Below are 13,136 nucleotides of genomic sequence, written 5' to 3' on the forward strand. Positions count from 1 at the left end.
TGTCTTACTGCCAGCACCATAAAGCCGAGCATTGAAGAAGAGAAGCCTCCATGAGAATCACCGCGATGGCCGCCGCCGGCCTGACGGCCGCCATGATCGTGACGGCTTGCCCCGCGCAGGCCGACGCGACGGCGCGGGCCGGGTCCGGCCACGGTTACCGGCTGGAGCCACCCCCCGCGCCCGACGCCGAAGCCGAGGTCGCAGAGCTGCAGCGGCAGGTGAACGAGCTGCACGACAACTGGGACAACCTCACCCCGGCGCAGCGGCAACAACGCCTGACGCAGCTTCAGCAGCAGGCCACCACGGTGTCCAACGACGCGCAAAACCTGCCTCCCGCGCAGCGGCCCGGGGTGGAACTGCGGCTGCTGCAAACCATGGCTGCGCTCTTCGACCTGGTGCGCAAGGCGCAGGGGCCCAATCAGCCGTGCTATTTCCCCGCGTGCCTGCCCGGCCTCTGAAACCCGTGAGACTCGGCGCCGGCGGTTTCGCGCCCGCCGAGGTTGGTGGCCGCGGTCACGACGGCCCGCTCGATCTGGCGGAGCGCGTGCACCGCGGTGAGGAATCGTCGGATGTCGGGCGGCGGTTGGCCCGGTGACCCCCCTTCGCCGTCGCGCTGACGGGCCAGGGTTTCGGCGTTGTCGAGGTCGTCGGCCGCCGAGATGATCGTCGGCCCGCGTCCGGTGCCGATGGCGGCGGCCAGCGCCTCGATGTTGCGCCGCGTCTGGACCGCGGCGGCCGAGAAGGCTTGGCCCGCTTCGACGGCGAGAGCGTGCGACCCCGGGTCCTGGTACTGCTCGCTGCTGCGTGCCAGGCTGCGGCCGTACCGGTCGCACGCGGCGAAGATGCGCAGCGCGCGGCGAATGCTGCGCCGGCCGGCCAGGCCGGCGACGCCCGCCAGCAGTGGCTTGGCGGTGACCCGGAATTGCTGCAGGTCCCGGTCGAGCCGGCGTGCCTGCTCGGACGGGCGCACACCCTCCTCCGGCCCGAACATCGTCGCGGTGGACACGTCGATCAGCGCCGACAGGCTGGCCAGGAATGTCCGGCTGTCCTCACGGATCGCGGTCGTGGTGTGCGTCGGCAGCACGACGACCGCCACGGTGGCCCCGATGACCGCGCCGATCGCGGTCTCTTCGATCCGCAACATCAGCACGCCGAAAGAGAATTGGCCGAGCAGGCCGTACAGCAACGCCAGCATGGTGGTGATCCAGAAGGTCATCAGGCTGTAGGTGACCGTCATGAAATAGAAGGCGCAGAACACGCACACGAAAATCCCGGCGAGCGCGGCGGTCTTGTCGCCGGCCAGCAGCGTGGCCACCAGCACGCCGCAGGGCACGCCCAGCAGGGTGCCGAGCAGGCGTTGCCATCCTTTGGTCAGGGTCTCGCCCCACGAGTTGGTGCCGGCGAAGATGACGAACGCGGCGATCACCGCCCAATACCAGCGGGCCGGAGACACCAGCTCGCCGACGACGATGGCCAGCGCCGCGGCGACGGTGACCTGAAGGGCCTGCCGGGTGGTCGGCAGAAGGCCCTCGTCCTGCGCATGCACGGCGGGCTCGTCGGGGGGCGCGCCGCCGGCGGCCGGCGGCCGCTCGCTGTCCTCGGCCTGCACGGTGTCGCCGTCGGTGACCGCACGGTCGACGATGGCCCGGACGTCCGAAGTCGCTGTGGCGGCGTTGATTATCGCCAGCGCGAGCCGGCGCACGGCGACGCTGCCGGGGTCGTCGCCGGCGGGACCGCACTGCTCGTCCAAGAGCCGCTGCGCTTGGCCGGCGGCCCGCCGGAGGCCGTCGGGCTCGGGAAGGCGGATAGCCCGCGCCAGCCGGGAGAGCGCGTCGACGAGCGCGGCCCGGGTGGGCCCGGGGATGGCGCCCGGCGTCTCGGCGGCCAGCGCGGCGGCCCGCCGGCCGGCCGTGGCCACCCATTCGATCGCCAGTTCGGCGTCCAGCAGCCAGGGGGCCAGTTGTTCGGCGGTGACGCCGGGCCACAGCATGGCGGGGTCGGCCTTGTCCTCGATCTGGCTCTGCACCATCAGGGCGGTCTCGTTGAGCCGAAGGGTGCGCGCCCGCATGCGGCGCCGGCGTCGTTCGTCGAGGCGGCCGGTGCGCACGGCTTCCGCCGTGGTGTCGACGACGATCGCCATTCGCGCCCGCAGCGCCCGGACGGTGGCGCGCAGCACCCGCTCGGGCCGATCGGGCATGACGTAGGCGGTCATCACGAAGGTGCACACGGTGCCCACCGCGACCGCCCCGATCATCCACGGCAGCTCCGAGATGCGCGCTCGCAGGTACAACGTGAAGAAGTAGGACATGAACGCGACCATGCCCAGCGCCCTGCCGCGCGCCCCGAACCGGCGGACGTACGCGGCGGTGAACACGACCACCACGAACACCGCGTCGCTGACCACCTGGTGGGACGCGAGCACCGCGGCGGCCGTGATGCACACCGCGGCGGGCACGGGCAGCAGCGCCATGGTGATCCGCTGCCGGCGCGGGTCGGGCTCGTTGACGGATCGCGCCGCGACCATGGTGATGACGACGCCCAGCAACGCGACGGTCAGCGGCTGGCCCGTCGCCCGGGTCAGGGCGTAGAGGGCCAGCAGCGAACAGCCGAGCGCGGCCGTCGTCCGCGTCGCCATCCGCAGCCGAAGCAAACCGGGATCGGAGCCGATCACCCAGTTGCCGGCTTGTTCGTAGAAAACGGTTATCGCCGCGCCCCCTCGTCGCCCGCCGGACCCATCATGGTTACCCGAACCGCGTCGCGACGGTCAGGCTAGTCTTCGACATCGTGACAGCGCCGACGCGGGCGAAGCTGGCCGACGGCCGTGACCTGCTGTTCTTCGCGCTGCCCGGCCATCGCCCGGCGCCGGTCGAGGATCGCAGGCCGCTGCCGGCGCCCGGCGCGCAACCGACCGAGCTCCGGTTCGACCAGACCACGGGGCAGTGGGTGATCGTCGCGGCGCTGCGCCAAGACCGCACCTACAAGCCGCCCGCCGACCAGTGCCCGCTGTGCCCGGGTCCGACGGGGCTGACCAGCGAGGTGCCCGCCCCCGACTACGACGTCGTCGTCTTCGAGAACCGATTCCCCAGCCTGGCCGGCTCCGGGCCGCCGCTAGCGCCCGCCGGTGACGGTTTCGTGTCCGCCCCGGGGCAGGGCCGCTGCGAGGTGATCTGCTTCTCCAGCGACCACACCGGCTCGTTCGCCGGGCTGGAACCGGCGCACGCCCGGCTGGTCATCGAGGCGTGGCGGCACCGCACCGGCGACCTGATGGCCACGCCGGGGATCGAGCAGGTCTTCTGTTTCGAGAACCGCGGCGAGGAGATCGGGGTGACGCTGACCCACCCGCACGGTCAGATCTACGGCTACCCGTACCTGACGCCGCGCACGGCCGCCATGCTGGACCGGGCGCGGCGGCACCGGACGCGCCACGGCACCAACCTCTTTGGCGACCTACTGGCCGGCGAAGTCGCCGACGGCAGCCGGATCGTCGCGCGCGACGACCTGTTCACCGCATTCGTGCCGTTCGCCGCGCGCTGGCCGGTCGAGGTGCACATCTACCCGAACAGGTTCGTGCGCAACATCACCGAACTCGACGGGGACGAACTGGACGGGTTCGCGCGGGCCTACCTCGACGTGTTGGGGCGGTTTGACCGGATGTATCCCTCACCGCTGCCCTACATTTCGGCGTTGCACCAGTACGCCGACACCGACGCCCAGGCCGACGGCTACTTCCACGTCGAGCTGATGTCGATCCGGCGCAGCGCCACCAAGCTCAAGTACCTGGCGGCCTCCGAGTCGGCGATGGACGCATTCATCAGCGATGTCACGCCCGAGAGCGTGGCGCGGCGCCTCAGGGATCTGGGATGACGGTCCGGTTCGCCGCGCCGGGGCGGATCAACCTGATCGGCGAGCACACCGACTACAACCTGGGCTTCGCGCTGCCCATCGCGCTGCCGCAGCGCACGGTGGTGACGTTCACACCCGACCGCGGCGAGGCGATCACCGTGGTCAGCGACCACGCGGACGGGCCGGTGCGCATCCCGCTGGACACCGCCCCCGGCGGGGTGGCCGGCTGGGCCGCCTACGTCGCCGGGGTGATGTGGGCGCTGCGCCAGGCCGGCCACCCGGTGCCCGGCGGCGCGATGCACGTCGCCAGCGACGTCCCGATGGGGTCGGGCCTGTCCTCGTCGGCCGCGCTGGAGTGCGCGGTCCTGGGCGCGATCGCGGCGGCCGCCGGGGTGCGCGTCGACCCCCGGGAACAGGCGCGGCTCGCCCAGCGCGCCGAGAACGACTATGTCGGCGCCCCAACGGGTTTGCTCGACCAATTGGCCGCACTATTCGGCCGGCCGGCGATTGCGTTGCTGATCGACTTTCGCGATCTCACGGTCGCGCCGGTGGCGTTCGACCCGGACGCCGCCGGTGTCGCGCTGCTGGTGATCGACTCCCGCGCCCGCCACACTCACGCCGGCGGCGAGTATGCCGCGCGCCGCGCGTCGTGCGAGCGGGCGGCCGCGGATCTCGGTGCGTCCTCGCTGCGCGAGGTTCAGGACCGCGGGCCGTCCGCCGTCGCCGCGGTGAGCGACCCGGTCGACGCCCGCAGGGCCCGCCATGTGCTGAGCGAGAACCAGAGAGTGATCGATTGTGTTGTGGCGCTGGAGCATTCGGACTTCGCCGGGGCCGGGCGGATCTTCACCGCCTCGCACGCGTCCATGCGCGACGATTTCGGGATCACGACGGGGCACATCGACCTGATCGCCGACACCGCGGTACGCGCGGGCGCGCTGGGTGCCCGCATGACCGGTGGGGGGTTCGGGGGCTGCGTGATCGCGCTGGTGCCGGCCGATCGCACCGACGCGGTCGGCGAGGCGGTGCGAAGCGCCGTGGCCGCCGCCGGTTTCGAGCCGCCGGTCATCACCCGCACCCGCGCCGCCGCCGGCGCGGGGCCCGGGTGAGTGAACGAGCCGACCGGTCATGTCGAAGTTCGGGTGTACGCCGAGCTCAACGACTTCCTGTCTGCCGAGACGCGCGGGGCGTCGGTGCGCCGCCCGTTCCGGCCCCACCAGACCGTCAAGGACGTCCTGGAGGCGATGGGCATCCCGCACACCGAGGTGGACCTCATCCTGGTCAACGGGTCCCCGCGGGACTTCGCCTACCGACCGGACTTCGGCGACCGCATCGCGGCCTATCCGGTGTTCGAGGCGCTCGACGTCGCGGCGACCGCCCGGCTGCGGCCGATGCCGTTGCGCGATCCGCGGTTCGTCGTCGACGTCAACCTGGGCCGGCTGGCGTGGCTGCTGCGCCTGCTCGGGTTCGACGTGTGGTGGTCGAACGACGCCGACGACAAGACGCTGGCCGATATCAGCGCCGAGGGTCGCCGGATCCTGTTGACCCGCGATCGCGGCCTGTTGAAGCGCCGCGCCGTCACCCGCGGCCTGTTCGTTCGGTCCGGCGATCCCGAGGAGCAGGCGCTCGACGTGCTGCGGCGGCTGGACCTGGGAGAGCGGCTGGCGCCGCTCACCCGCTGTGTGCGCTGCAACGGCACGTTGACCCGGGTCGCCAAGGAGGAGGTGATCGAACAGTTGGAGCCGCTGACGCGCCAGTACTACGACGAGTTCAGCCGGTGCGCGGAATGCGGGCGGGTTTACTGGCCCGGGTCGCATTACGCGAAATTGGTCCGGCTCGTCGGAAGGCTTCGTGACCAGCTCGGATGAATGCTCCGGGGGCCGCCAGGCTCTCGTCGATCCTGGCCGTGACCCGCGGCCGATCTTGTAACGTGACGAATGTGCGCGGAACGACCTGTGTAGTTTGCGGGCCGGGCTTCTCAGCCCGTTCCGCCTCGGTGTACTGCTCGCCGTCGGCGTCGCCGTCATACCCGGAGCGTGCGTGGTGGCGTGGGAACTAGACGGCCAAACGGCAGCGGTCGAGCAGGCCCTCGCCGGCGGTACCCCGCAGGGGGCCGGTTGGTTCCGCTTCTACTTCGAAGACCAACGCTGGGAATGGTCCGACCAGGTGCACCGCATGCACGGCTACGAACCGGGAACGGTGACGCCGACGACCGAGCTGGTCCTGTCCCACAAGCACCCCGCCGACCGCGCCAGGGTGGCCGAGGGCATCGACGACATGATCAAGCGTCGCCGGCCGTTCAGCACCAGGCACCGCATCGTCGACACCCGCGGCAACACCCATGAAGTGGTCGTGGTGGGCGACCAGTTCTGCGACAGCAGCGGCGACGTCATCGGCACCCACGGCTTCTATGTCGACGTCACGTCGGGATCCAGCCGCGAGCGCGAGGAGGAGATCAGCGCGCAGGTGGCCGAGATCGCCGAGCGCCGGGGGTCCATCGACCGAACCAAAGGGATGTTGATGTTGGTCTACGGCGTGGACGAGACGGCGGCGTTCAACCTGCTCAAGTCGCTGTCCCAGGTGCACAACATGAAGCTGGGGCTGCTCGCCGAACAAATCGCGAAAGACTTCGCCGAACTGGGCAAGGAGGCCATCGTGTCGCGGGCGCGGTTCGACCAGCGCCTGCTCACCGCCCACCTGCGGGCATCCGGCCCCGACGGGTAGCGGTCGCTACCCGGCCGGCGTCAGGAGCACCGCTCCCAGGTGCATCCGCTCGACCGCCTCGGCGAACTCCTCGCGCGTCGGTACGCGTTGATCGCGGAATTTCAGTCCGATCATGCGTTGCGCGCGCTGGACGCCGTAGGCCTGCGCGCAGCGCAGGAAGAGGTCGGACACGACGGCGTGATCTGCGATGAGTTCCCCGCGCATCGCGGTGGTCTTGCCGTCGTAAACCACCCGCGCGGGTGCGCCGTCGCGGAAGTTCTGCTTCCAGGGCGCCCCGGTCAGCGCGTAGAGCCGGCCGTCGATCACGTGCGCGCTGACCGGAAGCGTGAACGGCCGGCCCGTTTTTCGCCCGGTGAAGCTCAACACCATCAGCTGCTTGCGGGCGGGTCCGGCGAGCGGGGTGCGAAGCAGGAAACCCATTATCGGGTTGATGACGCGCAGCAGGGCCGACGGTGGGTGCCCGGCGTCGATCGCATATTCCTGCTCTGCCATGCGCTTACCGTAGAGCCAATCGGGCGTGCGGCCTAGCCGTCAGTTCCTCTCAGGGCGTGATGGTGGTCTGGTCGTCGATGATGTTGGTGGCGTCCATCAGCGGGCCCTGGTCGGCCTGCGGGCCCTCGGCGTTGAGCTGGAGCACGTAGACCGCGCCCTGGCTGGGGATCACCACCGTTTTCTGCGCGATGACGCGGGTGGTGCCGTCCTTCAGGTACGTGCCACCGAGCTGCCACGCCTGGAAGCCGCCGAGCGTGGACGCTTTGCCGTCACCGCCCTCGTATCCGGGCAGGTTCTGCACCTCGCCGGGGGCGTACTGGATGATCTTCGCCGGGTCGACGTCGCCGCTGAGCTTGGAGAACAGCGCCGAAATCGTGGGCGCGTCGGCGGGGTTGCTGGGCTGGGTCGACACGATGCCGCCGTACGACGTGCCGGCGTTCTGGTTGAGCTGCCAGCCTGCGGGGACCGGTAGGTCGACGTTGGGGCCGGGATCGCCGTGATGAACGGGTGTCTCGGTGATGTGGTTGTCCTTGACGTAGTCGGCGATGGTGTATTTCGCTTTCGCGGCCGGTGCCGCGCTGGTCGCCGACGACGTCGTGGACGTGGACGTGGACGTGGAGGTGGAGGTCGACGATTGATTGCCGGATTTGTGGTCCTGGCCGCAACCGACGAGCGCCAAAGTCAGCGCCACGGAAATGGTTGCTGCGGTCAAATGTTTCATGAATCCAATCTCCCGAAAATTGGGGCCGGTACCAGCGCCGGCCACGCCGAAATGACAGTAGCCGAATTGGCGCGCAACGTTGCCGATATTTTTTGACTTTTAGGCCGGATCGCGTCGGGTCCGCAAATCGTTATCCAATTCGTTCACCAAAAACAGCCACCCGGTACACCGTTGTCCAGTAAGAGACAGGTATGCGGTTACGCAGGGCCCTCGTCGCGCTCCTTGCGGCGTCGGTCGTCTTCATGGCGTTCGTCGCCGCGGCGCCGCCCATCGCTTACGACGGTGAGCCCGGATTCGTGGCCAACCCGGTCGATCACGTCGCGACGCTGATCGGCACCGGGACGGGCGGCCAGACGGTGGGGGAGATCAACAACTTCCCCGGCGCTGCCGTGCCGTTCGGCATGGTGCAGTACTCGCCGGACACCGTCGGTAACTACGCCGGCTACAACTACGACAACCCGCGCTCCACCGGGTTCAGCATGACCCACGCCTCGGTGGGTTGCGCCGCGTTCGGCGACATCTCAATGTTGCCGACCACCAACGGAATTGGCTCGCAGCCGTGGAAATCCTGGGAACGGATCGCCCATGACGGCACCGAGCGGGGCGTGCCGGGCTACTACGCGGTGCGGTTCCCGGGCACCGGGGTCAAGGCCGAACTCACCGCCACCACGCGCACCGGCGTCGGCCGATTCAGCTACCCGCGCAACGGCAGCCCCGCCCTGCTGCACGTGCGCTCCGGGGCGTCGCTGGCGGGCAACTCCCGCGCGGCCATCCAGATCGGCGAGGACCACACCACGATCACCGGCTGGGCCACCAGCGGCGGATTCTGCGGCAAGAACAACACGTACACGGTCTATTTCGCGATGAAGTTCAGCCAGCCCTTCATTTCCTACGGAGCGTGGGACGGCAATGCGGTGTATCCCGGTGCCCGCAGCGCAAATTCGCCGTACAGCGGCGGGTACGTGGAATTTCCGGCGGGAGCGGTGCTCGAGGTGCGGACCGCGATCTCCTACGTCGGTATCGACGGGGCGCGGGCGAACCTGGCCGCCGAGGGCTCGGCGAGCTTCGACGACGTGAGCCGCACCGCGTCCAGGATGTGGAACGCCGCGCTGTCGCGCATCTCGGTCGCCGGCCGCAACGCCAACGACCTGGAAACCTTCTACACCTCCCTGTATCGGTCGCTCCTGCACCCCAACACCTTCAACGACGCGGACGGGCGTTACACGGGGTTCGACGGTGCCGTGCACACCGTGGCCGCGGGGCACACCCAGTACGCCAACTTCTCCGACTGGGACACCTACCGGTGCCTGGCGGCTTTGCAGGCGCTCCTCTTTCCGGACCGGGCCAGCGACATGGCCCAATCGCTGGTGAACGATGCCGAGCAGAGTGGAGCGCTGCCACGCTGGGCGCTGGCCAACGCCGCGACCGCGGAGATGAGCGGGGACAACGTGGTGCCGCTCATCGTGAACTTCCACGCCTTCAGGGCCGGGGACTTCGACGCCCGAACGGCGCTGCGCTACATGGTGAACGCGGCGACGAAAGGCGGTGTCGGGCTGGGCGGTTACGTCGAGCGACCCGGGATCGACACGTACCAGCAATTCGGCTACGCGCCGTTCTCCTTCGAGTTCCGCACCGACGGCTGGATCGCCGCCGCGTCGATCACGCTCGAGTGGTCGGTCGACGACTTCGCCATTTCGCGGTTCGCCGATTCGCTCGGTGACACGGCGACCGCCACGGAATTCCAGCGCCGGTCGCAGTACTGGCAGAACCTGTTCAACCCGAGCACCCGGTACATCTCGCCCCGAAGCTGGACCAGCTTTTTCCGCGGCGGCCCCGCGTTCGTGGTGTCCCCCTCCGATTTCGGCCAGGTCGGATTCGACGAGGGCAACGCCACGCAATACGTCTGGTGGGTGCCGCACAACGTGGCCGGCCTGGTGACCGCGCTCGGCGGCCGGCAGGCGGTGGCCGCGCGGCTCGACGGCTTCACCAACAAGCTCAACGTCGGTCCCAACGAGCCCTACCTGTGGGCCGGCAACGAACCCGGATTCGGGGTGCCGTGGCTGTACAACTACATCGGTCAGCCGTGGAAGACGCAGCGCACGGTCGACCGGGTGCGCGGCTTGTTCGGCCCGACGGCCGACGGGGAGCCGGGCAACGACGATCTGGGCGCGATGGCCAGCTGGTACGTCTGGGCGGCCCTGGGCCTCTATCCGAGCACGCCGGGAACGTCGATCCTCACCGTGGGTGCACCGCTCTTCGACCGTGCCGTGATCACGCTTCCCGGCGGCAATGCCATCCGCATTTCCGCACCGGGCGCGTCCGGACCGCACCACCTCAAATACATCAGCGGCCTGCGCGTCGACGGCCGGGCCACCGACCACACGTGGTTGCCGGAGTCGTTCGTCCGCACCGGCGGGGAGCTGTCGTTCTCGCTCGCCGCCTACCCGGACCGGGATTGGGGCACAAGCGAATCGTCGGCGCCGCCGTCGTTCGGTGCGGGCAGTTCGGCCGTAACGGTCAACGTCCCCAGCCCGATCGTCACGATCGCTTCGGGTAGCACGGGCACGGTCCGGCTCGACGCCCAACGCATGATCGGCGATGCCGGCGGCTACACCGTCACCGGCACCGCCTCCGACGGCGGTATCAGCGTGGCCAACAAAAAAGGCGAGTTCTCCCCGGACGGGTCGGCGAACATCGACGTCCCCATCACGGTGGCGCGATCGGTGGTCCCGGAGTACTACTTGGCCGAGCTGACCTCTACCGTCGGCCAAAGCTCCCGCACCTCAACGATTCTCGTGGTGGTCCAACCCGCATCCGGGTGAATCCGAGGCGAACCTCAGATCATCTCGTTCTTGGTCAGCCACCGCATCACCGGCCAGCCGACGAACACGGGCAGCCAGCAGGTGAGCACCCGATACAGCAGCACCGCGGGCACGCCGACGGCCGCGGGCACGCCGAAGGCGGCCAGCCCACCGATCAGCGCCGCTTCGACGGCCCCGACGCCCCCGGGCGTCGGGGCGGCCGAGGCCAGCGTTCCGCCGACCATGGTGACGACGGTGACGGTGACGAACGTCGTGCCGCCACCGAAGGCTTCGACGCTGGCCCACAGGGCCAGGGCGGCTCCGAGGGTCGTTCCGGCGCAACCCAATAGGATCAGCGCCAGTCGCCGGGGCTCGCGCGCCAGCTTGACCAGGTCGTTGGTCACCTCGTTGAGCTTCGGGCGCACCTCGGTGGCCAGCCACCGCCGCGACTTGGGCACGAACAACAAGGTGCCGACGATGCCCAGCGCCACGCCCCCGATCAGGTACAGCATCGTGGCGCTCGGCACGAAGTGCGACAGGTGCATCGAGGCGCCCGCGACCACGCTGAAAAAGATCAGCAGCACCAGGTGCACGATCACCTGCACGGCCTGCTGCAGCGCGACCGCCGCGGTGGCACGCATTGCCGACAGGCCACTTTTCTGCAGATACCGGGTGGACAGCGCCAGCCCGCCGACGCCGGCGGGCGTGGTGGTCGCCGCAAAGGTGTTGGCCACCTGGACGAATGACAGCCGCCAATAGTCCACCGTCCCGTCGGTGCAGGCCCACAACGCCGCGGCGGCCCCCAGGTACGTCAGCGCCGACACCGTCAGGCCGACGAGCGCGAACCACCAGTTCGCCGTCCGCAACTGGAAGAAGAACGTGGGCGCGGTGCTGATGAACGGATACGCGACATAGACCAGCGCACCGAACAGCACCAGCTGGACGAGCTGGCCACGGGTGAACCGGGTGATCGTCTGGGTCTTGATCTGATCGGCCCCGGTCTGCCGCTTCACCTCCGCGCGGGCGGCCGAGATGACCGTGCCCGCGTCCGGGATCGACTTCCGAATGGGCCGTGGCACGGCAACTTTCGTCAGCCGGCGCGATGCGCTCAGGATGGTGTCCCTGTCGAAGGCGTCGATGGCGGCGGCCACCGCCGATTTGGGGTCGTACAGCGCCGAGGTGGTCACCAGCAGCTGGGCGATGTCGGACTGGAGTTGGGCTTCGGTGGCGCCGTATTCGGCGCTGTGGAAGCCGCCGAAGAGCACGGCGCCGTCGTCGACGGTGATTTCGTTGCCGCGCAGGTCGCCGTGCGCGATCTGCTGGTCGTTGAGCGTCCGCAGCGATCGCCACACCCGGTCCACCGGCGTCGACTCCGCGCAGCGGGGCAGCGGCAGGCCACGGGGAGGCTTGTGCGAGTAGAGAATCCAGCCGCGATCGAGGGTGGCGACCGCGAGCGTCGAGGTGTTGGCCAGACGCGCCTCCCCGACGGCGATCGTCATCAGCGCGCGATGCTCGACGGCGCGGCGCATGGACGTCACCAGGGGTCCGGTCTCGGTATCGCGCAGCCGCAGCTTGATCCAGAGTTGGCGCAGCGTGCCGCCGCTGCGTTGGTGCGGGCCGTACAGCTCGACCACCGCCGCGCCGTCGGGCTGCTCGCACCCGGCCGAAAGGACGAGCGGGCCGCGGCCCGCCGGCCGGACCACGGTGAGCCGCGAGACGACGAAGCCGCGCCTGGCCATCGCGCGCACGGCCGCCTCCAGCGGCACCTCGAGCGCGGGGGTGCCGACCACCAGGACCACCAGCGAGCCGACGAGCCAGCCGACCGCCAGGCCCAACAGGGCCCGGGCCGGCACGATGGCGCTGACCACCAGATGGATCGGCACGAAGGCCAGCAGCAGCGCCCACCACCAGTGCCGCCACCGCGCGGGCAGCCAGGGACCGGAGACGGTCAGCACCGCCGCCAACATGCCGATCCAGCGCGGGTCGTCGAGGAACTGGCCCAGCACGGTCTGCAGGCGTTCGGAGAGGTCGAAGTGCCAGCGGGGCGCCGAGAACCCGTTGCCGCCCACCGACAGCGGCAGCGCCGCCAGCAGCGCGGCGGCCGCGTACGCCCCCAGCAGTTTCCACTGCCGGCCGACGACCAGGCCGATCAAGATCATGAACGGCAGGGCGAGGATGGCCACGCCGTATGCGAGGTACACCAGGTCGGACTGCCGGGGGGAGAGCACCCCGACGATCTGCGAGATCGACTTCTCCAGTGCCTCCCACTGCGGCCTGGTGATCAGCGAACTGGTGATCACCACCGCCAGGAACGCCGCGCTGGCGGCCAGCCGCAGGATGTCGTTGGTGCGCCGGGTCAGCGGCTGCAGCAAGCTGCCGGAAACGCTGATCTCGCGCCCGTCGACTCGCATGTGGTAACGATCCTTCGGATCCGTTCGGCGCCGCTGCCCAATCTGCTCGCCGGCTCGCCGACAACTTAACGCGCATACCCGGCTGCGTAACAGCTCCCACCCAGCTCGCGCGCGTAGGGTCGGGTAGGTAGGCAAGCTAGCGAATCG

10 protein-coding genes are annotated in these 13,136 nt (G+C 69.7%); 6 read left to right on the forward strand and 4 right to left on the reverse strand.

The window, feature by feature from the left end; genetic code table 11:
• Window positions 1-50 precede the first annotated feature (50 nt).
• Window positions 51-458 (forward strand): hypothetical protein, encoded by a 408-nt coding sequence (locus tag G6N37_RS23650; RefSeq protein ID WP_163683795.1) that lies wholly within the window; start codon window positions 51-53, stop codon window positions 456-458.
• On the opposite strand, the gene G6N37_RS23655 is transcribed toward G6N37_RS23650, so the two are convergent.
• Window positions 428-2,671 carry an FUSC family protein gene (locus tag G6N37_RS23655; protein WP_163683796.1) on the reverse strand — a complete coding sequence of 748 codons (2,244 nt, stop codon included), beginning with the start codon at window positions 2,669-2,671 and terminating at the stop codon, window positions 428-430. The genes G6N37_RS23650 and G6N37_RS23655 overlap by 31 nt on opposite strands.
• A gap of 113 nt (window positions 2,672-2,784) precedes the next feature.
• Between G6N37_RS23655 and galT the strand changes: the two genes are divergently transcribed.
• The 4 genes from galT (at window position 2,785) to G6N37_RS23675 (ending at window position 6,564) form a co-directional block, all read left to right on the forward strand.
• The gene (gene galT, locus G6N37_RS23660) at window positions 2,785-3,864 is read left to right on the forward strand and encodes a galactose-1-phosphate uridylyltransferase (protein ID WP_163683797.1); all 1,080 of its coding nucleotides are present in this window, start codon (window positions 2,785-2,787) and stop codon (window positions 3,862-3,864) included.
• Window positions 3,861-4,949, forward strand: coding sequence for a galactokinase (locus tag G6N37_RS23665; RefSeq protein WP_163683798.1), 1,089 nt, complete (start codon window positions 3,861-3,863; stop codon window positions 4,947-4,949). Before galT ends, G6N37_RS23665 begins: the two co-directional genes overlap by 4 nt.
• The gene (locus G6N37_RS23670; RefSeq protein WP_163683799.1) at window positions 4,950-5,708 is read left to right on the forward strand and encodes a Mut7-C RNAse domain-containing protein; all 759 of its coding nucleotides are present in this window, start codon (window positions 4,950-4,952) and stop codon (window positions 5,706-5,708) included.
• Between the two features lie 175 nt (window positions 5,709-5,883).
• Window positions 5,884-6,564 (forward strand): PAS and ANTAR domain-containing protein, encoded by a 681-nt coding sequence (locus tag G6N37_RS23675; RefSeq protein WP_163685441.1) that lies wholly within the window; start codon window positions 5,884-5,886, stop codon window positions 6,562-6,564.
• Between the two features lie 6 nt (window positions 6,565-6,570).
• Here G6N37_RS23675 and G6N37_RS23680 read toward each other — a convergent pair whose 3' ends face one another.
• Together G6N37_RS23680 and G6N37_RS23685 are read right to left on the reverse strand one after the other, a co-directional pair.
• The gene (locus tag G6N37_RS23680) at window positions 6,571-7,056 is read right to left on the reverse strand and encodes a hypothetical protein (RefSeq protein ID WP_163683800.1); all 486 of its coding nucleotides are present in this window, start codon (window positions 7,054-7,056) and stop codon (window positions 6,571-6,573) included.
• 49 nt (window positions 7,057-7,105) lie between these two features.
• Window positions 7,106-7,777, reverse strand: coding sequence for an LpqN/LpqT family lipoprotein (locus G6N37_RS23685; protein WP_163683801.1), 672 nt, complete (start codon window positions 7,775-7,777; stop codon window positions 7,106-7,108).
• Between the two features lie 191 nt (window positions 7,778-7,968).
• Between G6N37_RS23685 and G6N37_RS23690 the strand changes: the two genes are divergently transcribed.
• Complete coding sequence (locus tag G6N37_RS23690) at window positions 7,969-10,599, forward strand: GH92 family glycosyl hydrolase (RefSeq protein ID WP_163683802.1); 2,631 nt, start codon at window positions 7,969-7,971, stop codon at window positions 10,597-10,599.
• Window positions 10,600-10,613: 14 nt separating this feature from the next.
• Here G6N37_RS23690 and G6N37_RS23695 read toward each other — a convergent pair whose 3' ends face one another.
• A complete protein-coding gene (locus tag G6N37_RS23695; protein WP_163683803.1) occupies window positions 10,614-12,989 on the reverse strand; it encodes a lysylphosphatidylglycerol synthase transmembrane domain-containing protein in 2,376 nt (791 codons plus the stop codon).
• Window positions 12,990-13,136 lie beyond the last annotated feature (147 nt).

The sequence above is a fragment of the Mycobacterium seoulense genome (assembly GCF_010731595.1).
Lineage (GTDB): Bacteria > Actinomycetota > Actinomycetes > Mycobacteriales > Mycobacteriaceae > Mycobacterium > Mycobacterium seoulense.